We start from the raw sequence: 21,502 nt of genomic DNA on the forward strand, positions 1-21,502 counted from the left end.
GGGGAGTGGCCGACATCGGGGGAACCACCTCATTCAGGCACGGCAGCGGATACGGCACGCGAAGGGCCCGGCAGGGCCGATACGACAGGCGAAAGGGCGAGCGGGGCCGTCATGACGCGCGCGGCGCGTACGACGGCCCCGGCCGCTATGTCGCCGGGCATGGCTTTAGGCCACGTGGCCGGTGACCTTCTTGCGGCGCATCGCGTAGGCGCCGGTACCGAGGACCGCGAGGGCGGCCAGACCGCCTGCGGTGACACCGGGCTGGGCGAGTCCGCCACCACCGGTGTGCACGCCGCCACGCGGCTTCTCGTAGTTCCCCTCCTTCTCGTGCTTTCCGCCCCAGGACTCCTCCTTGTCCTTTCCGCTCCAGGAGTCCTCGCTGTGGGAGTCGCCCTTGTCCTTGTAGGTCTCGGGCTTGTCCTTGTAGGTCTCCGGGTCGTACTTCGGGTCCTTGGCGGTGCCCCAGTCCTCCTCCCCGACGGCGGTCAGGGCGCCGCCACCCGTCTTCATTCCGCCGTGCGGCTTGCCGTGCTCGCTGTCCTTGCCGTGCTCGCTGTGCTTGCCGTACTCGCTGTCCTTGCCGTACTCGCTGTCCTTGCCGTGCTCGCTGTACTTGTCGTGCTTGCTCTCCTTGTCGTACTCCTTGTCGTGCTCCTTGCTGTAGGAAGATTTGTCGTGGCCTTCGTCGCCGGTCTGGTCGGCGTAGGCAGCGGGCGCGGCGATGGCGAGTGCCGCCGTGGCCGTTGCGGCCGCGAGCACCATGCGGGCAGAGCGCATCGATCAGTCCTTCCGCGGGAGGTCGGGCAGCTGACTCCGCGTCAGCACGGATGTCCCGTTCTCCGGCATGATCCACGTTTGGTCATGCCGCCCGGTCCCACCATCCGGGGCGTTCACATGGGTTAACCGCCGCCACCCGTACGGCTTCATCGGGCCACACCCACCGCCGTCCCCGCTCTCTCCGCGGCTCCTTGCCCCTGGCCCGGGCGCCGCTTAACCTGACTTTGTGCCGCTAATAAACAAAACCCGTTCGCACAGCGTGGTGCCGGGTACCGACCTCGTCCGCCTCCGTCTCGCCCTGACCGCCTTCTTCGCCCTCGACGGCTTCGTCTTCGCCGGCTGGGTCGTGCGCATCCCCGCCATCAAGGAACAGACCGGCGCCTCCGCGAGCGCCCTGGGCCTCGCTCTGCTCGGCGTCTCCGCCGGGGCCGTCGTCACCATGACGCTGACCGGCCGGCTGTGCCGCCGGTACGGCAGCCACCTGGTCACCGTCGTCTGCGCGGTGGTGCTCTGCCTCAGCGTCGGCCTGCCGCCTCTGACCCATTCCGCCGCCGCGCTCGGCGCCGTGCTCCTGCTGTTCGGCGCGGCCTACGGCGGCATCAACGTCGCCTTCAACAGCGCCGCCGTCGATCTGGTGGCCGCGCTGAGGCGGCCCATCATGCCCAGCTTCCACGCCGCGTTCAGTCTGGGCGGCATGATCGGGGCGGGGCTGGGCGCGCTGGTCGCCGGCTCCGTGTCGCCGACCCGGCATCTGTGGGGGCTCGCCGTCGTCGGCCTGCTGGTGACCGCGGTCGCGGGGCGGGCGCTGATGCGGTGCGAGCCGCTCACCCCGGCGGACGCCGGACGCTCCGAGCCGTCGGCCCCGCGCAGGACGGACCGGCGCACCCGGGCACTGGTGATCGTCTTCGGGCTGATCGCGCTGTGCACCGCCTACGGCGAAGGGGCGCTGGCCGACTGGGGGGCGCTCCATCTCGAGGAGGACCTCGACGCCTCACCGGGCGCCGCGGCCGTCGGGTACTCCCTCTTCGCGCTCGCCATGACGGCCGGGCGTCTCTCCGGTACGACCCTCCTCGAACGGCTGGGCCGCACCCGTACCGTCCTCGCGGGCGGCTCCACGGCCGCGGCCGGAATGCTGCTCGGCGCGCTCGCGCCATCCCTGTGGGCGGCCCTGCTCGGCTATGCGGTCACCGGGCTCGGGCTCGCGAACCTCTTCCCCGTCGCGATCGAACGGGCGGGTGCCCTCGCGGGCCCCAGCGGGGTGGCCACCGCCTCCACCCTGGGCTACGGCGGCATGCTCCTCGGTCCGCCCGCGATCGGGTTCATGGCCGACTGGTTCAGTCTTCCGGCGGCCCTGACCAGCGTGGCGGTGCTGGCCGCGGTCGCCACCGGCATCGGCTTCGCGACCCGCCGCGTGAACACGGGCTGATCCCGTACAGCCGTGACGGCAGCGGCGCGGATCGGGTGGCCGTGCCGGGGTACCCGGGGTCGGCGGGCGCGGATCAGGACGCCGTGCCGGGGTACCCGGGGTCGGCGTCCGCCGGTTCTCCGTCGGCGGGTGCGGATCGGGTGACCGCCCCACGGAGACGGGAGAGACCATGACCGAGCAGCAGCACCCCGGCAAGAAGTATCCGACGCCCCCTCTTCCCTCCCAGCACCAGCCGCATCCCGGCTGGACCGGCCCCATGGACCCGCCGCCGGACCACGGTGAGGACTCGTACCGGGGCACCGGCCGGCTGATGGACCGCAAGGCCGTGATCACGGGCGGGGACTCCGGGATCGGCCGGGCGGTCGCCCTGGCGTTCGCCCGCGAGGGTGCGGACGTGGTTTTCACGTACCTGGAAGGTGAGAAGGACGACGCCGCCGAGACCGCGCGATGGGTGGAGGAGGCCGGCCGGCAGGCCGTGCCCGTCGCGTGCGACGTGCGGGACGAGGAGAACTGCCGGGCACTGATCGACCGCGCGGTGTCGGACTCCGGCCGGATCGACATCCTGGTGAACAACGCGGCGTACCAGATGTCGCAGCCCGACGGCATCGAGGCGATCTCCACCGAGCAGTTCGACCGCGTGATGCGGACCAATCTGTACAGCATGTTCTGGCTGTGCAAGATGGCCCTGCCGCACATGCCGGAGGGCGGCAGCATCATCAACTCGGCGTCCGTGCAGGCCTACAAGCCGAGTCCGCATCTGCTGGACTACGCGACCACGAAGGGCGGCATCGTCACGTTCACCCAGGGGCTGGCGCAGATGGTGATCGGTCGCGGCATCCGGGTCAACGCCGTGGCGCCCGGGCCGGTGTGGACGCCGTTGATCCCGGCGACAATGCCGGACACCCAGGAGTTCGGCAAGCAGGCGCCCATCGGCCGGCCGGCCCAGCCGGCCGAGATGGCGCCCGCCTATGTCTTCCTCGCCTCCCCGGAGGCGTCGTACATCACGGCCGAGATCGTCAACGCGACGGGCGGCACCCCACTGCCGTAGGCCCCGGGCGGGCCGTACGGCAGACTCCTCCGCATGGACACTGCCTGGTTCGTGGACATCCTGGAGGAGGAGGGCCGGCTGCTGGCCGCCGCGTCGGAGGAGGCGGGCACGGCCGCCTCCGTTCCGGCCTGCCCGGGGTGGGAGATACGGGACCTGCTCCGGCACACCGGCGTGGTGCACCGATGGGCCGCGGCCTTCGTGGCCGACGGGCACCTCGCGCCCCGGCCGATGGGTGAGCACCCCGACCTGGACGGCGCCGAACTCGTGGCCTGGTACCGCGCCGCGCACCGCCGGCTGGTGGACACCCTGGCCGGGGCGGCGCCCGACGTGGAGTGCTTCACCTTCCTGCCCGGACCGGCCTCCGCGCTCGCCTTCTGGGCCCGCCGCCAGGCGCACGAGACGGCGGTCCACCGCTTCGACGCGGAATCCGCCCGCGGCGGCACTCCGGCCCCCATCGGCACGGACTTCGCGGTGGACGGCATCGACGAACTGCTGCGCGGCTTCCACGCGCGGCGCAAGAGCCGGGTGCGCAGCGAGAGGCCCCGGGTCCTGAGGGTGCGCACCACCGACGCCGACGCCGTGTGGACCGTACGGCTGTCCGCGCAGCCGCCCGTGACCACACGGGACGCGGCCGAGGACGCGGAATGCGAACTGGCCGGACCGGCCGCGGAGTTGTATCTCGCGTTGTGGAACCGTCTGCCGGTTCCCGCGCAGTCGGGGGATCCGGGACTCGCCGCGCTCTGGCGGGACACGTCCGCCGTCGTCTGACGCCCGCCCGGCCGCTCAGTCCTCCGAGAGCGTCCGGGCCAGCACCGCGCGCTGCAGCGGGAGCACTTCACCGTGCAGCGCGCGCCCCTTGGTGGTGAGCGACACCCGCACTCCCCGGCGGTCCTCCGGACACATCCCGCGCTCCAGCAGGCCGTCCTTCTCCAGTCGGGCGATCAGCCGGGACAGCGCGCTCTGGCTCAGATGAACGCGCTCGGAGATCTCCTGGACCCGGTAGGAGCAGCCACCCGGACCGGGGCTTCGCGCGAGAACGTCCAGGACCTCGAAGTCGCTGGCGCACAGGCGGTGTTCCTGCAACGCGCGATCAATCTCGCACTGCGTGCGCGCATGCAGCGCGAGCACGTCCCGCCACCGATCCACGAGCGCCTGTTCGGCCCGTTCCGCCGCCATGGGCGCACCGTAGCAGAGCACCCGTTTCATTGCATCCAAATTAAATGCGCTTGCATTCCATGCATGCGCATGCAAACCTCTCGGGCATGACCTCTCCGCTCATCACCTCCGCGCCCCACGGGCGCTGGACCCCCCGGCTGTGGGGCACCCTGCTGGTGCTCTGCGCCGCGATGTTCCTGGACGCGCTGGACGTGTCCATGGTCGGTGTCGCCCTGCCGTCGATCGGCGCCGACTTAGGCCTGTCCACCGCGTCGCTGCAGTGGATCGTCAGCGGCTACATCCTGGGCTACGGCGGACTGCTGCTCCTCGGCGGACGGGCGGCCGACCTGCTGGGCCGCCGTCAGGTCTTCCTGGTGGCCCTCGGCGTCTTCGCGGTCGCCTCGCTGCTCGGCGGGCTCGTGGACTCGGGTCCGCTGCTGATCGCCAGCCGGTTCGTGAAGGGACTCAGCGCCGCCTTCACCGCCCCCGCCGGCCTGTCCATCATCACCACCACGTTTCCCGAGGGGCCGCTGCGCAACCGGGCCCTGTCGATCTACACCACCTGCGGCGCCACCGGCTATTCGATGGGCCTGGTCTTCTCCGGGCTGCTCACCGAGGCCAGTTGGCGGCTCACCATGCTGCTGCCCGCGCCCATCGCGCTGATCGCCCTGGTCGCCGGTCTGAAGCTGCTGCCGCGCAGCGCCCGCGAACGCGGCCACGGCGGTTACGACGTCCCCGGCGCGGTGCTCGGCACGGCCTCGATGCTGCTGCTCGTGTTCACCGTGGTGCAGGCGCCCGAGGTGGGCTGGGCCACGGCCCGTACGATGCTGTCCTTCGTGGCCGTCGCCGTCCTGCTCGCCCTCTTCGTGACCGTCGAACGACGCAGCCCGAGCCCGCTGATCCGGCTGGGCGTCCTGCGCTCCGGACCCCAAGTACGCGCACAGCTGGGCGCGTTCACCTTCGTGGGCAGTTATTTCGGCTTCCAGTTCCTCGTCACCCTGTACATGCAGCAACTGCTCGGCTGGTCGGCCCTGCACACCGCGCTGGCCTTCCTGCCGGCGGGCGCGCTGGTGGCGCTGTCGGCGACCAAGGTCGGCGCCGTCATCGACCGGTTCGGCACCGCACGCCTGATCGTGGTGGGCTTCGCCCTGATGGTCGCCGGATACGTCCTGTTCCTGCGCATCGATCTCGACCCGGTCTACGCGGCGGTCATCCTGCCGACCATGCTGCTCGTCGGCTCCGGCTTCGCCCTGACCTTCCCTTCCCTCAACGTCCAGGCCACCAATGGCGTCGACGAGCACGAGCAGGGCATGGTCTCCGGTCTGCTCAACACGTCGGTGCAGGTGGGCGGGGCGGTCTTCCTGGCGGTGGTGACCGCCGTGGTGACCGCCAACTCCTCCGAGAACCCCACCCGGCAGCAGGTCCTCGACAGCTACCGGCCCGGCCTCGTGGTGGTGGCGGTGATCGCCCTGACGGGCCTGCTCATCACCCTCTCGGGGCTGCGCGGCGGCCGCCGGGGCGGGTCCGTGGTCGTGGCCAAGTCCACCGTGCGGGAGACGGAGGCGGAGCGCGTCGGCGCCCGTGACTAGGGGGACCGTCTCCATCGTGTGCCCGGCGGGTTGCTTGCCCGCCGGGCACACGCCTGTTTGACTCCGGGAGTGAGTGACGTCAGGGGGAGCGCATGACGGTGCACGGGGGACGCCGGACCCAGGCCGAACGGGACGCGATCACCGTCGAGATCGGGTACGCGCTGTACAGCGCCACGTTCGCCGCGGCGGTCGTCCTGGGCGCCGTGACGGGTCCGGCGCTGCTCTTCGACCTGCCGGAGATCGTCGAGGCGACGCTGTCGTACGCCGGCCCGGTACTCGCCACGGCCCTGTTCGCCGTCCGCACGGTCACCGTGCTGGTGCGGTTCCGGCGAGCGGTTCAGCCCAGCCAGCCCGGCCGCACCAGCCCCGACTCATAGGCCAGAACGACCAGTTGGGCCCGGTCACGGGCGCCGAGTTTCACCATGGTGCGACTGACATGGGTCTTCGCCGTGAGCGGACTGACGACCAGACGCCGGGCGATCTCCTCGTTGGACAGGCCGATGCCCACCAGCGCCATGACCTCCCGCTCCCGCTCGGTGAGCCCGGCCAGGGCGTCGGCGGCCGCCGGTTCCTTGGAACGGGCCGCGAACTCCGCGATCAGCCGACGTGTCACCCCGGGCGACAGCAACGCGTCACCGCCGACCACCGCCCGCACCGCGCGCAGCAGTTCGCCCGGCTCGGTGTCCTTGACCAGGAAGCCCGAGGCTCCCGAGCGGATGGCCTCGAAGACGTACTCGTCCAGCTCGAAGGTGGTGAGCATGACCACCTTCACCTCCGCGAGTTCCGCGTCCTCCGTCACGCGACGGGTGGCGGCCAGACCGTCGAGCGCGGGCATGCGGATGTCCATCAGCACCACATCGGGCCGCAGTTCGCGGATCAGCCGCACGGCCTCCTCGCCGTCCGCCGCCTCCCCCGCCACCTCGACGTCCGGCTGTGCGTCCAGCAGCGCGCGGAATCCCGCCCGGACCAGTGACTGGTCGTCGGCCAGCAGTACGCGGATCACCGGTCCTCCTTGACCTCGAGCGGCAGTACGGCGAGCACCCGGAACCCGCCGTCGGGGCGCGGACCCGCCTCGATGGTGCCACCCAGCGCGGCGGCCCGCTCCCGCATCCCGGCGAGTCCGTTACCGCCGCCTCCCGCGTCGGCGCCGGTGGCGGGCCCGTCGTCGTCGATGCGCAGCCGCAGCCGTCCCCCGTCCCGCTCGATGCACACGCGGGCCTCCCGCGAGCCCGAGTGCCGTACGACGTTGGTGAGGGCCTCCTGGACGATCCCGGAACGCGGCCAGGTCCACGCCGGGAGGCAGCCGCGACGCCTCCCCCTCGACCGTCACGGTCAGTCCGGCGCTCGCTGCCTGTTCGACCAGTTCGGGCAGCCGGTCCAGACCGGGGGCGGGGGCGCGGGGCGCGGCGCCGGGCGCGCGCAGCGTGCCGAGCACCTGGCGCACCTCCCCGAGCGCCTCCTTGCTCTTGGCCTTGATGGTGCCCAGGGCGGTGCGCGCCTGCTCCGGGTCGCTGTCCAGCAGTGCGAGGCCCACGCCCGCCTGCACGTTGATGACGGAGATGCTGTGCGCCAGCACATCATGCAGTTCCCGGGCGATCCGCAGCCGTTCCTCGTCCGCGCGGCGCCGTGCCGCCTGGGCCCGCTCGGCCCGCTCCCGTGCCCATTGCTCACGGCGGGTCCGGGCCAGTTCGGACACCGCCACGAGCGCCACCAGCCAGGTGGCGATCACGATCTCCTGGGTCCAGGAGGCGGCCCGGTCACCGGAAGGCGGCAGCCAGCGGTACAGGACGTGGGCGATCAGCAGGTGCCCCGTCCACAACGTCGCCATCGCCGCCCATGCCGCATGCCGGTGCCCCGAGACGATGGCGCTGAAGCAGGCCACGACGACGGTGAGGAACACCGGCCCATACGGGTATCCGGCCCCCACATAGAGCAGGACCGCGGCCACCGTGCCGAACACGACGGGCACGGGGTGCCGCTTCCGCCACAGCAGGAGCGCGCCCGCCACGAACAGCAGGACCCGCCCGAAGGGGTCCAGGGCAACCCGCTCGCCCTCCTGCGCGCGGGCCGCGAAGTTGGAGCCGGCCAGCACGAACACCATGACCAGCACGGTGGAACGCCAGGGCCACCGGGGGCGCCGGTTGGTGCCGCTGTCACCGTCGCCGTCGCCTTCGCCTTGGCCAGCCTCGTCGTGCTGGTCGGCCCAGCGGCTCCACCCGGGCGGGCCGTGCCGCCACCACCACGGCGGGCCGGCGCCGGGTCCAGGCTGCTTGTCCATGTCGGCCACGCTAGACGCCGGGCGCCCGGGACGGCGTCCCCCCGGCGTGGTGATCACACGTACTTCCGGCGGAGTACGCGCGACGGTCCTGCCTCTGCGGCGGCGAGCCGACGGGCGGTGCCTCAGATCGCGGGTCCCTGCTGCGGATACACCAGGCCCACCGTGTGCGCGAGCTGCCCCACCACATGACGGAAGAACGTGTCGCGGTCCTCCACGACCCGGTTGAACTGCCCGAACAGCTCGAACCCGATCAGCCCGAACAGCTGGGCCCAGGCCGCGACCGTCGTCACCACCACCTCGGGCGGCAGATCAGGGGCCAGTTCGGCCGCCATCCGTACGGCCTCGGGCTTCAGCTCCGGCGGCAGTGGGGGCTTGGCGAGGCCAAGACCCGCTTGCGCGTCCCGGAGGATGCCGACGATGACGAGGACGGCGCGGGCGGCGGCCGGGACGGTGGTGTCGGGGGCGGTGTAGCCGGGCACCGGCGTGCCGTAGATCAGCGCGTACTCGTGCGGATGCCCGAGCGCCCAGGCGCGGATGCCCTGGCATACGGCAGTCCAGCGCTGGATGGGCCCCGCGTCGGCGGCCGCGTCGCGTGCCGCTTCGGCTGCCTCGCCGAGGGACTCGTAGGCGTCGATGATGAGTGCGGTGAGCAGGTCGTCACGGCTGGGGAAGTAACGGTAGAGGGCGGAGGACGCCATGCCGAGTTCGCGTGCGACGGCCCGCAGGGAGAGCTTGGTGGCGCCTTCCTTCGCCAGCTGTCTGCGGGCCTCTTCCTTGATGGCCGCGGTGACTTCGATCCTGGCCCGGGCGCGGGCGCCGTGTGTGCTGCTCATGGGAGCAGTGTTCCACGAAGCAGAGCACTGCACACAAACGCGAGCGCCGAACACTTTTGCGAGCGGCACACACGGAAGAGAGCAGTGCTCTTGCTTTAGAGCATCGATCTCGGGCAGACTGGGCGGCGACAGCAAGCGAGAGCACCGCTCTCGAAAGAGAGCACCGCTCCCGAAAGGGCACCGCTCCGCTAAGAGAGCACCGCCCACTTTGTGAAGAGAGCAGCGCTCTCGGAGGCGAGCGTCAACCTCAAAGAAGGGCACCGCTCGCGAAGAGAAGCACGACTCTAGGAAGAGAGCACCGCTCCCAGAAGGAAGCGCTGCTCACGACACCGCCACACCCACACCCACGGGAGCCTCCGATGTCCACGCACGTCCAGAAGCCCGGCTGGTTCACCGTCAACGTCCTCAACCGGCTCGTCTCGTGGCTGACCCGCCGCGGGCTCAGCGTCTGGGGCTCCCGCGTCCTCGCCGTCCGCGGCCGCAAGAGCGGCCAGTGGCGGACGACCCCCGTCAACCTGCTCACCATCGACGGCGAGCGGTATCTCGTAGCACCGCGCGGCCACGTCCAGTGGACGCACAACATGCGCGCGGCCGGCGGCGGCGAGCTGCGCCTCGGCAAGAGGGTGGAAGTCTTCACCGCCACAGAGGTGGCCGACGGCGACAAGCCGCCGCTGCTGCGTGCCTACCTCAAGCGGTGGAAGGCGGAGGTCGGGGCCTTCTTCAAGGGGGTCGGCCCCGACTCCTCCGACGACGAACTGCGCCGTATCGCCCCCGACCACCCGGTCTTCCGGATCACGGCCGAGAGCTGACCCCTTCCCGCAGCCAGGGCCCCCGGGCTCCCCCGTGCTCCCCCTGTCACACGGTCAGGAGCCGGCCTCTTCCCCCGCCGGACGCCGGTCCAGTGCCAGCAGGGCGCGGTGGGCCATCGGGTGGGTGCGGACCAGTTCGCCGAGCGTCGTCGAACCCTGCGTGATGTCCTTGAAGGCCTTCCAGGCCGGGCGGAAGCCGGTGAGGACGGCGTGGAACACTCCGGGACGCCGTTCGAACGCGGCCAGCATCCGCTTGCCCACGCTCATCTCCACGCCCAGCCCCGCCTTGACGGCGAAGGCGTAGTTCAGTGCCTGGCGCCGCGTGTCCACGGCGTCGTGGGCCTCGGCGATCCGCACGGCCCACTCCCCCGCCAGCCGGCCCGAGCGCAGCGCGAAGGAGATGCCCTCGCGGGTCCACGGCTCCAGCAGCCCGGCCGCGTCCCCGCACACCAGCACCCGGCCGCGCGACAGCGGCGAGTCGTCGGCACGGCAGCGGGTCAAGTGCCCGGAAGAGATGCTCGGTTCGAACCCGGCGAGGCCGAGCCGCCCGATGAAGTCCTCCAAGTACCGCTTGGTCGCGGCGCCTTCACCGCGCCGCGAGATCACACCGACGGTGAGCGTGTCGTCCTTGGGGAAGACCCAGCCGTAACTGCCCGGCATGGGGCCCCAGTCGATGAGCACCCGCCCCTTCCAGTCCTCGGCGACGGTCTCCGGTACCGGGATCTCCGCCTCCAGGCCCAGGTCGACCTGGTCCACCTTGACCCCGACATGGGCTCCTATCCGGCCGGCGCTGCCGTCCGCGCCGACCACGGCCCGCGCGAGCACCGTCTCGCCGCCCTGCAGGACGACGGCGACCGTGCGCCGGTCCGGCACGGCCGAGCCGTGCTGCTCCACGCGCTGCACGGCGACGCCGGTGCGCAGTTCGGCGCCCGCCTTCTGCGCGTGCTCCACGAGTTGCTGGTCGAACTCGGGGCGGTTGATCAGCCCGAACAGCATCTGGCGGGAACGACGGGTGCGGCTGAAGCGGCCGTTGCTGGAGAACGTCACCGCGTGCACCCGGTCCTTCAGCGGGAGTTCGAAGCCGGGCGGGAGCGAGTCGCGCGAGGGGCCGATGATGCCGCCACCGCACGTTTTGTAGCGTGGCAGCTCCGCCTTCTCCAGCAACAGCACGCGCCGTCCCGCGACCGCCGCCGCGTAGGCGGCGGAGGCCCCCGCGGGTCCCGCGCCCACCACGACGACGTCCCACACCTGCCGAACGTCGTCCGCCGAAGAGTTCTCGCTGCTCACGATGGTCTACTGCTCCCGATCCCGCCGCCTGCCGCTCTGTCCCCCCGCATCCTACGGCGGCGATCGGCTGGGGCCACTGTGGGAGGATCGGCGGCGTAAGTGCCCCGTACACGGGTCCTCACGCACACCGCACGATCATCTCGTACAAAGAAGTACGCAGATGTACAACGTCGCACCCACAAGGAGCGTGCCCATGTCGTCGAATCCGGTCGCCGCGACCGTCGCCTCGCTGATGTCCAGGGCGAAGGAGGAGCTCACCGAGCTGGTGGCCTTCAAGTCGGTGGCGGACTTCGACCAGTTCCCGCGCAGCGAGAGCGAGGGCGCCGCGCGCTGGATCGCCGACGCGCTGACCGCCGAGGGCTTCGAGGACGTGGCGCTGCTGGACACCCCGGACGGCACGCAGTCGGTGTACGGATACCTGCCCGGCCCGGAGGGCGCCAGGACCGTCCTGCTCTACGCGCACTACGACGTGCAGCCGCCGCTCGACGAATCCGGCTGGACGACCCCGCCCTTCGAGCTGACCGAGCGCGACGGCCGCTGGTACGGGCGCGGGACCGCGGACTGCAAGGGCGGCCTGATCATGCACCTGCTGGCCCTGCGCGCGCTCAAGGCCGACGGGGGTGTCCCCGTGCACGTCAAGGTGATCGTGGAGGGCTCCGAGGAGCAGGGCACCGGCGGTCTGGAGCGGTACGCCGAGGAGCACCCCGACCTGCTGACGGCCGACGCCGTCGTGATCGGCGACGCGGGCAACTTCCGCGCCGGCCTGCCGACTGTCACCTCCACACTGCGCGGCATGACGCTCGTCCGGGTGTCCGTCGACACCCTCGAGGGCAATCTGCACTCCGGCCAGTTCGGCGGTGCCGCGCCGGACGCGCTGGCCGCGCTGGTGCGCGTACTGGACTCGCTGCGCGCGGAGGACGGCAGCACCACCGTGGACGGGCTGAACGCTGACAGCGCGTGGGACGGACTGCAGTACGACGACGAGCAGTTCCGCAAGGACGCCAAGGTGCTCGACGGTGTGGAGCTGATCGGTTCCGGCACGGTCGCCGACCGTATCTGGGCGCGTCCGGCGGTCACCGTGCTCGGCATCGACTGCCCGCCGGTGGTCGGTGCCACGCCCTCGGTGCAGGCGAGCGCCCGTGCGCTGATCAGCCTGCGGGTGCCGCCGGGCGTCGACGCGGCGGAGGCGACCACGCTGCTCCGGGCGCACCTGGAGTCGCGTACGCCGTGGGGCGCCCGGGTGAGCACCGAACAGATCGGGCAGGGGCAGGCGTTCCGCGCGGACACCACCAGCCCCGCCTACCGGGCCATGGCCGAGGCGATGGCGGTGGCCTACCCGGGGCAGGAGATGCAGTACGCCGGCCTGGGCGGCTCCATCCCGCTGTGCAACACCCTCGCCGCCCTCTACCCGAAGGCGGAGATCCTGCTCATCGGCCTGAGCGAGCCGGAGGCGCAGATCCACGCGGTGAACGAGAGCGTGTCCCCGGACGAGCTGGAGCGGCTGTCGGTCGCGGAGGCGCTGTTCCTGCGCACCTACGCGTCCGGCGCCAACTGACCTCTGCCCGGGCCGAAGTCCCCGTCCCCGGCGGGGCCGGGGGCTTCGCATCGCGCCTCCTCCGCGCCTCACGCGTGGAAGACCCGACCACCCAATCGCCCGACCACCCGACCACCCGACCGCCCGGTCTCAGCCGACCGGCACTCCGGCCTCCAGATACATCGCCTTGCCGCGTTCGCGTGCCCGCAGTGCCCTGCGCAGCCGTTCGTAGCGGACCGGTGGCAGCAGGTCGGCGGCCTCCGTCTCGGAGACGAAGCGCCAGCCGCGCAGTTCCGGTCCGGGCAGCAGCAGCCGGCCGGCCTCCGCGGAGTCGAGCCGTCCGCCGTCGAAGAGCAGCCGCAGACCCCCGAATCCGGGCGGCGTGGGCGGCTCCCAGTCGACGACCAGCAGCGCGGGCACCTCATCGAGGCGGATCCCGGTCTCCTCGGCCACCTCGCGCATCCCGGCGCGCGCGGGAGCCTCGCCGCGTTCGACGACACCGCCCGGGAACTCCCAGCCCGCCTTGTAGGTCGGGTCGACGAGCAGCACGCGGTCGTGTTCGTCGAAGAGCAGGACCCCGGCGGCGACCGTCTCGGCGGTGGGCTCGGGTGTCTGGACGATGTCGCAGGCGGGAACCGCCCCGCTGCCGACCGCCTCGGCGATCCGCAGGGCGGTGGCGTACGGGGTCAGGGTCGAGCTGTCGACCGGATAGGCGTCGGCGGTGAGCCAGGCGGCGAGGGCCGCCTTGTACGGCTCGATGTGGTCGTACGCCCACTGGCGGACGCGTATTTCGCCGTCGGGGAGGTCCGCGGGGACCTCGCGGGCGGCTATGCGCTCGCGCAGGATCGTTTCCGCCGGAGCGAGCAGGACATGTCTGACGGGTATCCGGCGGGCGGCGAGGCCACCGAAGATCTCGTCGCGGTGCTCCTGACGCAGCAGGGTCATGGGGATCACGAGGGTCCCGCCGAGCTCGGCGAGCATCGCTGCCGCTGTGTCGACCACGAGACGTCGCCAGATCGGGAGGTCCTGGAAGTCGCCGACCTCGGCGAGGCGCTTGGGCGGGAGCAGCCGGTCCAGTGCTCCGCCGATGACCTCGGGGTCGAAGAGCGTGCTGTTCGGGATCAGCTCGATCAGTTCGCGCGCGGTGGTGCTCTTCCCCGCACCGAACGCGCCATTGACCCAGACGATCACGTTTCCCCCTCTTCTGTTGGCCCCCTGTGGCTTGCCCGCTCCACCCTGCCACGGAAACCAGATCCAGTTGAGAAGGCATGAGAGCGGCGCCGGCACCCCTCTCGACAAGGGATGCCGGCGCCGTACGACTCCGCCGCGCGATGGATCAGTCCTGGTCGACGTCCAGGAGCAGGGTGTTGTCCTCGGCCACCGTGCGGTCGAGGGTGCTGAGGGTGTCGTCGACGGCGAGCCCGCCGAGGGTGTCACCCTGCGCGTGCGACGGGGTGACGGCCGCGACGACGAACCCGGTGGCGAGGGAGGCGATGGCCAGCATGCTGCGCTTCTTCATACCCGGCTCAACTGCGGAGACCGCCGCGGGGTCACGCACGGCTCTTCCTCGAGGACCGCGGAGCCTTCCGCCGACGGCCCCCGGCCGCCTCTCACACCCCCGCGACCGCCGTGTCCGCCCTGCTGACCAGTGCCGCCGCGGCGGCGCCCACCAGGCCCGCGTCGGTGCCCATCTGCGCGGGGGCCACCGCGAGACGCTGCACGAAGGACAGGGTGGCGTACTCGGTGAGGGCCTTGCGCAGGGGAGCGAAGAGGATTTCGCCCGCCTTGCCCACGCCGCCGCCGATCACGGCTATGTCGATCTCCACCAGCGTCGCGGCGGCCGCGATACCGGCGGCCAGGGCGCCGGCCGCCCGTTCGAAGGACGCGACGGCCACCGGGTCCCCGGCCCGGGCGGCCGCCGCGACCGCGGCGGCGGAGGTGTCGCCGTCCGGGCCGGGCCGCCAGCCGTTCTCCAGGGCGCGGCGGGCGATGTTGGGCCCGCTCGCGATCCGCTCCACACAGCCGCGCGAGCCGCAGGGGCACAGGTCGCCGTCGAGGTCCACGCTGATGTGTCCGATGTGGCCGGCGTTGCCGGTGGGTCCGGGGTGCAGCCGGCCGCCGAGGACCAGGCCGCCGCCGACCCCGGTGGAGACGACCATGCACAGGGCGTTGTCGTGACCGCGGGCGGCGCCCTGCCAGTGTTCGGCGGCCGTGATCGCCACGCCGTCGCCGATCAGCTCCACGGGCAGGCCACCGGCCGCGTCCCGGACCCGGGCGACCAGCGGGTAGTCGCGCCAGCCGGGCACGTTCACCGGGCTCACCGTGCCCGCGGAGGCGTCCACCGGGCCGGCACTGCCGATGCCGACGGCGCCGGCGCGCTGCCACAGCGGGGAGGCGGTGAGTTCGCCGAGCACCGTCTCGACCGCGCGCATCACGGTCTCGCCGTCCTCGCGGGCGGGCGTCGGCTGCTGGGCGCGAACCAGGATCCGTCCCTGGCGGTCCACCAGAGCCCCGGCGATCTTGGTGCCGCCGATGTCGAGCGCAGCCACGAGGTCGGTGTGCATCGGTGTCGGATCTCCCCGTCAAACATGGAAAAACATCTGAAACCCTGGGAACGACCATGCGCGACCAGGAGGCAACACACGGAGCACGGGCGGCTGTTCCGTCCTGCGTCGATGTCCGGGCCGGAGTGTGCGTGGGACAGTGTCCCCGAGCCTGACAACGTTGTCCAGGCTCTATGCTCGACGCCACATCCTCGTACAAGCCCATGGACCCAACGCATCCCCGTGGCCGACAGGACAGGACACCGCACCGTGCCGGAGACGACCCGCCGCACCGACAGCATCCCAGGGGCCCGTTACGGCAACCGTCCGACGATGAAGGACGTGGCGGCCCGCGCGGGGGTCGGGCTCAAGACGGTCTCCCGGGTGGTCAACGGCGAACCGGGGGTCACTCCCGAGACGGAGCGCCGCGTCCGGGAGGCGATCGAGGCGCTCGGCTTCCGCCGCAACGACAGCGCCCGGGTGCTGCGCAAGGGCCGCACCGCCAGCATCGGCCTGGTGTTGGAGGATCTCGCGGACCCGTTCTACGGGCCGCTGAGCCGGGCGGTGGAGGAGGTGGCCCGCGCCCACGGCGCACTGTTGATCAACGGTTCCAGCGCGGAGGACGCCGACCGCGAGCAGGAACTGGTGCTCGCGCTGTGCGCCCGACGGGTCGACGGACTGGTGGTGATCCCGGCCGGCGACGACCACCGCTATCTGGAGCCGGAGATCAAGGCGGGCGTCGCCACGGTCTTCGTGGACCGCCCGGCCGGGCACATCGACGCGGACACCGTGGTGTCGGACAACTACGGCGGCGCTCGCGACGGGGTGAGCCATCTGATCGCGCACGGACACCGCAGGATCGGCTTCATCGGCGACATGCCCCGTATCCACACCGCGGCCGAGCGTCTGCGCGGCTACCGGACCGCCATGGAGGACGCGGGGATACCGGTGGCGGACTCCTGGATGTCGCTGGGCGTCACCGACCCCGAGCGGGTCTCCCGGGCGGCCCGGGAGATGCTGTCCGGCCCGGAACCGGTCACCGCGATCTTCACGGGCAACAACCGGGTGACGGTCACCGTGATCCGGGTGCTGGCCGAGCACTCCCGGCCGGTCGCCCTCGTCGGCTTCGACGACATCGAGCTGGCCGACCTCCTCAGCCCGGGTGTCACCGTCGTCGCCCAGGACGCGGCCGCGCTCGGCCGGACCGCCGCCGAGCGGCTGTTCCGCCGGCTGGACGGCACCCTGCTCCCCCCGGAGCGCATCGAGCTGCCCACCCGGCTGATCACCCGCGGCTCCGGCGAGCTGCCCCCGTCGGACTGAGCGGGCGGTGCCGGTGGAGGAGGACCGCACCCTGCGGGCGCTGGGTCTGGACGAGGCGCCGCGTGAGCATCCGCTGCTGTACCCGGGCGCCTGGCCGAAGGATTCGGGGCTGCTCGACGGGCCCCGGCTGCTGCCGCTGGACCGTCTGGTGTACGACGACCGCGTCCCGGTGCTGGCGGTCGGTTCCAACGCCTGCCCCGGCCAGTTGCGGCACAAGATGGCCGAGTCCGGGATCGTCACGCCGCTGCCGATGGTGCGCGCCCGGGTGACGGGCGTCGGTATCGGCGTCTCGGCGCACGTCAGCCGCATGGGCTACGTGTCCAACTCGCCGGTCGCCGCCCCGGGAGCGATGCGTGAGCTGTTCGTCCTCTGGCTCGACGCCCGGCAGCTCGCGGTGATCGACGCGAGCGAGGGCGCGCCGCGGCCGGATGGCAACTTCCGGCGCGCCTGGCTTCCCGCACCCGATGTGCGGATCGAGCTCGCCGACGGCTCGGTGCTGCCCGGCGCGTACGCGTACGTCAACCGCCACGGTGTGCTGCACGACGGCACCGGAGTACCGCGCGCCCATCCGGGCCAGCGGCCGCTGCTCACCGAACTGCTCGCGCACGTGCCCCGCCTGCGGGAGCTGTTCGGCACTTCCCCCGAGGAGTTCTCCGCCCGGGCGCGCGCCGACCGGGACCTGTGCGCCCGGGGCACCCGGCTGTTCGCCGAGGAGAAGATGGTGACCGCCTGCGGCCTGGAGCGGTACGTCGGTCTCAGCAGTACGGAAGTCCGGGCACCGGCGCGTCGTTGGCGCCGCCCCTGATGTGGACGTCGTTGACCCAGACATCGGTGTTGCCGCTGTCGTCGTCGGTTCTGGCCCACCAGACGTTGGTCCACTCGCCCTGGCTCTGCCGGCGGCCCAGGTTCTGCTGGCAGTAGAAGTAGTTGGTGCCCGCGTTGAGGACGCCGACCTCGGTGCCCGAGGCGGTGTGGGACGTGGCGGTGCGCCAGACCTCGCAGTTGTACTTGCCGCCGCCGATCGGGTGGCAGACCGGATCCTGCGTGCCGGAACCGCCGTCGCCGTCCGGTGCGCCGTCGTCGTCGGCGGCGGCCCCGCCGGATCCGCCGCGCTCGGGGGTCTTCTCCTCGGCGCCGGTGGCGGCGGGGCTGCCGGTCGGCTCGGCGGTTCCGTCCTGCGCGCCGGGCTTGTCCGGCGGTGCCGTGCTCTTCTCCGTGTCCGCTCCGGGCCCCAGGGGCCGGCCGGCGTCCGTGTCGCCGGACGCGGCGGGGGAGGACGGGCCATCGGTACGGGTGGCGCCGGTGTGCGCGTCACCGCGTGTGCCGTCCGGGGAGTAGACCACGGCGGCCGTGACTCCGGCCGCGGCGACGACGACGGCGACGGCCAGGGCGGCGAGCAGCACGCGAGGCCTGCGGGATCCGGAGGGGGAGCTCATTGGCCGGGTGGGCCTGGAGGAGGGGTCCGGAACCGGATGTGCGGCCACGGCGCCGGGTCCGGGGCCTCCCTCCGCCGGTGGCCCGAAGCCCGGGGGTACCGCGGGGACGGCGAGTTCCGTCTCGGTCCGTCCGGGAGCGGGCGGGGGTGCCGGCAGGCGCAGCGCGGCCGTCGACGCGTCCGCGCCGGTGGCGACGGCCTCCAGGAGCGCGCACGCCTGCGCGGCCTCCGGACGGGCGTCGGGCCGCTTGTCCATCAGTTGCCCGAGGACGGGCGCGAGCGGACCGGCCCGGCGTGACCCGGGCAGCGGCTCGGACACGATGGCGGTAAGCGTGGAGAAGGTCGACGTACGGCGGAAGGGTGAGGCGCCCTCGACGGCCGCGTAGAGCGTGGCGCCCAGGGCCCAGACGTCGGAGGCCGGTCCCGGCACGGCGCCCTGGGCACGTTCGGGCGCCAGGTAGTCGAGGGAGCCGACGATCTCGCCGCTGCGGGTGAGCTGGGTCGCCGCGCCGTCGCCGGGGTCCTCCATGGCGGCGATGCCGAAGTCGGTGAGCACGACCCGGCCCGAGCGGTCGAGCAGGATGTTGGCGGGCTTCACGTCGCGGTGCAGCACGCCGGCCCGGTGGGCGGCGGCCAGCGCGTCCATCACCTTGGCGCCGATCCCGGCGGCCTCGCGCGGATCGAGGGTGCCGCGGTCGCGGAGCACGTCGTCCAGGGACGGCCCGTCGATGAGCTCCATCACGATCAGCGGGCGGCCGTCCTCCTCGGCGATGTCGTGGACGGCGATGACACCGGGGTGGCGCACCCGGGCCGCGGCCCGCGCCTCGCGCTGCATCCGCAGTCCGAGGTCCGCCAGTTCGGGTCCGGCGGCGTCGCTGTAGGTGCGGAGTTCCTTGACCGCCACCTCGCGGCCGAGGACATCGTCCACCGCCTTCCAGACCACGCCCATGCCGCCGCGACCGAGCCTGGCGGTGACCCGGTACCGCCCTGCCAGCACCCGGCCGATCCCGTCCGCCTGTCCGTACTCCCCCGTTGACACCGTCGCCCCGTTCTGTGACCCGCCTACTATGCGTGGCGTACAGCGTAGGGCCTCTCCGGCGGATCATGCCGGGGACGCGGGGTCCGGCACGCCCATCTGCGGCGTTGTCGTCGGTCGCCGACTCCCCCACTCTCGACTTCTCCCCCACTCTCGGCTTCGCTCGAGCGGGGGGACCCCCATGAGCGGGGAGACCCCCATCGCGTCGACTCCCTCCTCCGCCGCGCAGCTGGACGCACCAGGCCCCGGTCACCCGGGTTCCACGGCGCCGCCCCCTTCCCCCGCGCCGAACAGGCCCTAGGGGGAACCGGCGTCCGACGGTGCCGGGGTGTGCTCGGGCACCCAGCGCAACAGGTCGCCGGGCTGGCAGTCGAGGACTTCGCAGAGCGCGGCGAGGGTCGTGAAGCGGACCGCCTTGGCGCGGCCGTTCTTGAGCACCGCGAGGTTGGCCGGTGTGATGCCGACGCGTTCGGCGAGTTCGCCCACGGACATCTTCCGCTTGGCCAGCATCACGTCGATGTCGACGGCGATCGGCATCAGATCACCTCGGCCAGTTCGGCCTGCATCCGCGATGCCTCGACGTCGCGCGCGACGGCCTGGGCGAGCAGCATCCGCAGGACCAGCACGATGAGCGCGATGCCCAGGATCGCCAGCCCGGCCCCGCCGAGCAGGAGCACGATGCCCGGGGCCACGGCCTCGCCCGGCGCCAGGAGCGCTCCGAGCGTGAACACCAGCAGGGCCGCGGCGACGAAGGCGCCGATCACGATGTGCACGTAGCGGAAGGCGGCGTGGGAGAAGACGGTTCCCTGCCGGGCCATCGTCACCAGGCGCCAGACGCAGACGAGGACGGTCTGCGCCGCCATGACGAAGAGGACCACGACGAGCAGGAGCGGGGTGCGGAGGTAGCCGTACTCCGCGTCCAGTCCGTCGAGATCGCTCGCCAGCAGCGGAACCATCACCGTCTGCACGGCCAGTGAACCCGCCAGCAGCATCACGATCACGGCACGCAGCGCGAGCACGGTCAGCCGTCCCATCGCTCCTCCTCCACTCGAACCACGATGGAAATCTATCGAGATTCGATAGGTGAGGCAAATGGGCGGCCGGGACCGGACTACTGGGCGGAGGCCGTCAGGCCGCCCCGGCGGGGTGAGGCGAAGCCCTCCAGGGCGGCACGGGTCAGGCCGGTCGCCCGTGCGACCTCGGCGTCGTCCAGGGCGCCGCAGTTGAGGCCGCGCAGCAGGTAACCGGCGAGGGCCTTGGCGGTGGCCGGCTCGTCCATGACGTCGCCGCTCTCGCGGCCGGCGTACCGGGCGAGGCGGGCGGCGGCCTGTTCGAAGCCCTCGCGGTAGAAGGCGAAGACGGCGGCGTACCGGGTGGGGAGGTGGCCGGGGTGCATGTCCCAGCCCTGGTAGTAGGCGCGGGCGAGGGCGCGGCGGGTGAGACCGTAGTGCAGGCGCCAGGCGTCGTGGACCTGTGCGGTGGGGCCGACGGGCAGGACGTTGGTGGAGCCGTCCGAGAGGCGTACGCCGGTGCCCGCCGCGGCGACCTGCATGACGGCCTTGGCGTGGTCGGCGGCCGGGTGGTCGCTCGCCTGGTGGGCGGCGGAGACGCCGAGGCAGGCGCTGTAGTCGAAGGTCCCGTAGTGCAGGCCGGTGGCGCGTCCGCCGGCGGCCTGGATCATGCGGGCGACGGCGGCGGTGCCGTCGGCGGCGAGGATGGACTGGCTGGTCTCGATCTGGATCTCGAAGCCGATTCGGCCGGGCTCGAGGCCGCGCGCCTTCTCGAACGCGTCGAGGAGCCGGGCCATGGCGGCGACCTGTTCGGGATAGGTGACCTTGGGCAGGGTCAGCACCAGCCCGTCGGGCAGGCTTCCGGCTTCCAGCAGACCGGTGAGGAAAATGTCGAGGGTGCGGACGCCCCGGTCGCGGACGGCGGCCTCCATGCACTTCATGCGGATGCCCGTGTACGGGGCGGCGGTGCCCGCCGCGTACGCCTCGGCGACGAGCCGGGCCGCACGGGCGGCGTGCGCGTCCTCCTCCGCGTCGGGGCGGTTGCCGTAGCCGTCCTCGAAGTCGATGCGCAGGTCCTCGACCGGCTCGCGCTCCAGTTTGGCGCGGACACGTCCGTACACGTCCTCGGCCGGCGCGCCGTCCAGCCCGAGGACGGAGGCGAAGGAGGCGGCGTCCGGGGCGTGTTCGTCGAGTGCGGCGAGGGCCCGGTCGCCCCAGGTACGGAGGGTGTCGGCGGCGAAGGCGTCGGCGGGGACGTACACGGTGTGGACGGGCTGGCGGGTGCCGGGGTCTCCGGGGTAGCGGCGCTCGAGTTCGGCGTCGACCGGTGCGAGCCAGGCCCCGAGCTCCTCGGTGACGGCATCCGCGAGACTCGTCGGCACCCGATCCTGCTGACCGTGACCCATGCGACACCCTCCCGGA

Annotated in this window: 21 protein-coding genes and 1 pseudogene; 9 read left to right on the top strand and 13 right to left on the bottom strand. The window is 72.4% G+C overall.

Translation table 11 applies throughout. The features are described from left to right. Positions 1-165: 165 nt before the first annotated feature. On the bottom strand, positions 166-777 hold the full coding sequence (locus AB0L56_RS19805) for a hypothetical protein (protein WP_365424903.1): 612 nt from the start codon (positions 775-777) through the stop codon (positions 166-168). A gap of 262 nt (positions 778-1,039) precedes the next feature. Between AB0L56_RS19805 and AB0L56_RS19810 the strand changes: the two genes are divergently transcribed. The 3 genes from AB0L56_RS19810 to AB0L56_RS19820 all read left to right on the top strand — a co-directional run bounded on the left by AB0L56_RS19810 (position 1,040) and on the right by AB0L56_RS19820 (position 4,019). Continuing rightward, a complete protein-coding gene (locus tag AB0L56_RS19810) occupies positions 1,040-2,203 on the top strand; it encodes an MFS transporter (RefSeq protein ID WP_365424905.1) in 1,164 nt (387 codons plus the stop codon). A 169-nt stretch (positions 2,204-2,372) separates the two neighbouring features. After that, positions 2,373-3,251 carry an SDR family oxidoreductase gene (locus AB0L56_RS19815; protein ID WP_365424907.1) on the top strand — a complete coding sequence of 293 codons (879 nt, stop codon included), beginning with the start codon at positions 2,373-2,375 and terminating at the stop codon, positions 3,249-3,251. Between the two features lie 33 nt (positions 3,252-3,284). After that, positions 3,285-4,019, top strand: coding sequence for a maleylpyruvate isomerase family mycothiol-dependent enzyme (locus tag AB0L56_RS19820; RefSeq protein WP_365424909.1), 735 nt, complete (start codon positions 3,285-3,287; stop codon positions 4,017-4,019). Positions 4,020-4,034: 15 nt separating this feature from the next. On the opposite strand, the gene AB0L56_RS19825 is transcribed toward AB0L56_RS19820, so the two are convergent. Continuing rightward, positions 4,035-4,427 (bottom strand): MarR family transcriptional regulator, encoded by a 393-nt coding sequence (locus AB0L56_RS19825; protein ID WP_365424911.1) that lies wholly within the window; start codon positions 4,425-4,427, stop codon positions 4,035-4,037. Between the two features lie 86 nt (positions 4,428-4,513). Between AB0L56_RS19825 and AB0L56_RS19830 the strand changes: the two genes are divergently transcribed. Then, the gene (locus tag AB0L56_RS19830; RefSeq protein WP_365424913.1) at positions 4,514-5,995 is read left to right on the top strand and encodes an MFS transporter; all 1,482 of its coding nucleotides are present in this window, start codon (positions 4,514-4,516) and stop codon (positions 5,993-5,995) included. A gap of 92 nt (positions 5,996-6,087) precedes the next feature. After that, positions 6,088-6,372 carry a DUF6332 family protein gene (locus tag AB0L56_RS19835; RefSeq protein WP_365424915.1) on the top strand — a complete coding sequence of 95 codons (285 nt, stop codon included), beginning with the start codon at positions 6,088-6,090 and terminating at the stop codon, positions 6,370-6,372. Here the strand turns inward: AB0L56_RS19835 and AB0L56_RS19840 are convergent. From AB0L56_RS19840 to AB0L56_RS19850, 3 genes and pseudogenes are all read right to left on the bottom strand, one after another. After that, positions 6,333-6,998: a response regulator transcription factor gene (locus AB0L56_RS19840; protein WP_361023613.1), complete on the bottom strand. Its 666-nt coding sequence runs from the start codon at positions 6,996-6,998 to the stop codon at positions 6,333-6,335. The genes AB0L56_RS19835 and AB0L56_RS19840 overlap by 40 nt on opposite strands. Continuing rightward, a pseudogene (locus AB0L56_RS19845) lies at positions 6,995-8,273 on the bottom strand (sensor histidine kinase). Before AB0L56_RS19845 ends, AB0L56_RS19840 begins: the two are co-directional and overlap by 4 nt. Positions 8,274-8,395: 122 nt before the next feature. Next, positions 8,396-9,106, bottom strand: a complete 711-nt coding sequence (locus AB0L56_RS19850) for a TetR/AcrR family transcriptional regulator (protein WP_365424917.1) — start codon at positions 9,104-9,106, stop codon at positions 8,396-8,398. A 359-nt stretch (positions 9,107-9,465) separates the two neighbouring features. Between AB0L56_RS19850 and AB0L56_RS19855 the strand changes: the two genes are divergently transcribed. Next, complete coding sequence (locus AB0L56_RS19855) at positions 9,466-9,915, top strand: nitroreductase family deazaflavin-dependent oxidoreductase (protein WP_365424919.1); 450 nt, start codon at positions 9,466-9,468, stop codon at positions 9,913-9,915. A 54-nt stretch (positions 9,916-9,969) separates the two neighbouring features. Here the strand turns inward: AB0L56_RS19855 and AB0L56_RS19860 are convergent, their stop codons facing one another. Further along, positions 9,970-11,202 (bottom strand): geranylgeranyl reductase family protein, encoded by a 1,233-nt coding sequence (locus AB0L56_RS19860; RefSeq protein WP_365424921.1) that lies wholly within the window; start codon positions 11,200-11,202, stop codon positions 9,970-9,972. Between the two features lie 193 nt (positions 11,203-11,395). Between AB0L56_RS19860 and AB0L56_RS19865 the strand changes: the two genes are divergently transcribed. Beyond that, positions 11,396-12,757: a dipeptidase gene (locus AB0L56_RS19865; protein WP_365424923.1), complete on the top strand. Its 1,362-nt coding sequence runs from the start codon at positions 11,396-11,398 to the stop codon at positions 12,755-12,757. Between the two features lie 129 nt (positions 12,758-12,886). Here AB0L56_RS19865 and AB0L56_RS19870 read toward each other — a convergent pair whose 3' ends face one another. The 3 genes from AB0L56_RS19870 to AB0L56_RS19880 all read right to left on the bottom strand — a co-directional run bounded on the left by AB0L56_RS19870 (position 12,887) and on the right by AB0L56_RS19880 (position 15,300). Then, entirely contained in the window at positions 12,887-13,927 is a 1,041-nt protein-coding gene (locus AB0L56_RS19870; protein WP_361023630.1) for an NUDIX domain-containing protein, read from the bottom strand. A 145-nt stretch (positions 13,928-14,072) separates the two neighbouring features. Then, complete coding sequence (locus tag AB0L56_RS19875) at positions 14,073-14,255, bottom strand: hypothetical protein (RefSeq protein WP_361023633.1); 183 nt, start codon at positions 14,253-14,255, stop codon at positions 14,073-14,075. A 91-nt stretch (positions 14,256-14,346) separates the two neighbouring features. After that, positions 14,347-15,300 (bottom strand): ROK family protein, encoded by a 954-nt coding sequence (locus AB0L56_RS19880; protein ID WP_365424926.1) that lies wholly within the window; start codon positions 15,298-15,300, stop codon positions 14,347-14,349. A gap of 222 nt (positions 15,301-15,522) precedes the next feature. Here AB0L56_RS19880 and AB0L56_RS19885 point away from each other — a divergent pair, with 222 nt between their 5' ends. Both AB0L56_RS19885 and AB0L56_RS19890 read left to right on the top strand, forming a co-directional pair. After that, the gene (locus AB0L56_RS19885) at positions 15,523-16,599 is read left to right on the top strand and encodes a LacI family DNA-binding transcriptional regulator (RefSeq protein WP_365424928.1); all 1,077 of its coding nucleotides are present in this window, start codon (positions 15,523-15,525) and stop codon (positions 16,597-16,599) included. Positions 16,600-16,606: 7 nt separating this feature from the next. Then, entirely contained in the window at positions 16,607-17,404 is a 798-nt protein-coding gene (locus AB0L56_RS19890) for a hypothetical protein (protein WP_365424930.1), read from the top strand. On the opposite strand, the gene AB0L56_RS19895 is transcribed toward AB0L56_RS19890, so the two are convergent. The 4 genes from AB0L56_RS19895 to AB0L56_RS19910 all read right to left on the bottom strand — a co-directional run bounded on the left by AB0L56_RS19895 (position 17,355) and on the right by AB0L56_RS19910 (position 21,486). Then, a complete protein-coding gene (locus AB0L56_RS19895; protein WP_365424932.1) occupies positions 17,355-19,073 on the bottom strand; it encodes a protein kinase in 1,719 nt (572 codons plus the stop codon). The two genes, AB0L56_RS19890 and AB0L56_RS19895, sit on opposite strands and share 50 nt — an antisense overlap. A 294-nt stretch (positions 19,074-19,367) precedes the next feature. Then, positions 19,368-19,607 (bottom strand): helix-turn-helix transcriptional regulator, encoded by a 240-nt coding sequence (locus AB0L56_RS19900; protein WP_361023648.1) that lies wholly within the window; start codon positions 19,605-19,607, stop codon positions 19,368-19,370. After that, positions 19,607-20,104 (bottom strand): DUF2975 domain-containing protein, encoded by a 498-nt coding sequence (locus tag AB0L56_RS19905; RefSeq protein ID WP_361023651.1) that lies wholly within the window; start codon positions 20,102-20,104, stop codon positions 19,607-19,609. Before AB0L56_RS19905 ends, AB0L56_RS19900 begins: the two co-directional genes overlap by 1 nt. Positions 20,105-20,181: 77 nt before the next feature. Continuing rightward, the gene (locus AB0L56_RS19910) at positions 20,182-21,486 is read right to left on the bottom strand and encodes an aldolase/citrate lyase family protein (RefSeq protein WP_365424935.1); all 1,305 of its coding nucleotides are present in this window, start codon (positions 21,484-21,486) and stop codon (positions 20,182-20,184) included. Positions 21,487-21,502 lie beyond the last annotated feature (16 nt).

Origin of the sequence: Streptomyces sp. NPDC052079, from assembly GCF_040680275.1 — a bacterium.
Classification (GTDB): domain Bacteria; phylum Actinomycetota; class Actinomycetes; order Streptomycetales; family Streptomycetaceae; genus Streptomyces.

Coding starts and splice junctions, on each gene's coding strand:
- AB0L56_RS19815 (WP_365424907.1), top strand. CDS start 2,373: ATGACCGAGCAGCAGCACCCCGGCAAGAAGTATCCGACGCCCCCTCTT.
- AB0L56_RS19905 (WP_361023651.1), bottom strand. CDS start 20,104: ATGGGACGGCTGACCGTGCTCGCGCTGCGTGCCGTGATCGTGATGCTG.
- AB0L56_RS19880 (WP_365424926.1), bottom strand. CDS start 15,300: ATGCACACCGACCTCGTGGCTGCGCTCGACATCGGCGGCACCAAGATC.
- AB0L56_RS19910 (WP_365424935.1), bottom strand. CDS start 21,486: ATGGGTCACGGTCAGCAGGATCGGGTGCCGACGAGTCTCGCGGATGCC.
- AB0L56_RS19855 (WP_365424919.1), top strand. CDS start 9,466: ATGTCCACGCACGTCCAGAAGCCCGGCTGGTTCACCGTCAACGTCCTC.
- AB0L56_RS19875 (WP_361023633.1), bottom strand. CDS start 14,255: ATGAAGAAGCGCAGCATGCTGGCCATCGCCTCCCTCGCCACCGGGTTC.
- AB0L56_RS19900 (WP_361023648.1), bottom strand. CDS start 19,607: ATGCCGATCGCCGTCGACATCGACGTGATGCTGGCCAAGCGGAAGATG.
- AB0L56_RS19865 (WP_365424923.1), top strand. CDS start 11,396: ATGTCGTCGAATCCGGTCGCCGCGACCGTCGCCTCGCTGATGTCCAGG.
- AB0L56_RS19825 (WP_365424911.1), bottom strand. CDS start 4,427: ATGGCGGCGGAACGGGCCGAACAGGCGCTCGTGGATCGGTGGCGGGAC.
- AB0L56_RS19835 (WP_365424915.1), top strand. CDS start 6,088: ATGACGGTGCACGGGGGACGCCGGACCCAGGCCGAACGGGACGCGATC.
- AB0L56_RS19805 (WP_365424903.1), bottom strand. CDS start 777: ATGCGCTCTGCCCGCATGGTGCTCGCGGCCGCAACGGCCACGGCGGCA.
- AB0L56_RS19850 (WP_365424917.1), bottom strand. CDS start 9,106: ATGAGCAGCACACACGGCGCCCGCGCCCGGGCCAGGATCGAAGTCACC.
- AB0L56_RS19820 (WP_365424909.1), top strand. CDS start 3,285: ATGGACACTGCCTGGTTCGTGGACATCCTGGAGGAGGAGGGCCGGCTG.
- AB0L56_RS19830 (WP_365424913.1), top strand. CDS start 4,514: ATGACCTCTCCGCTCATCACCTCCGCGCCCCACGGGCGCTGGACCCCC.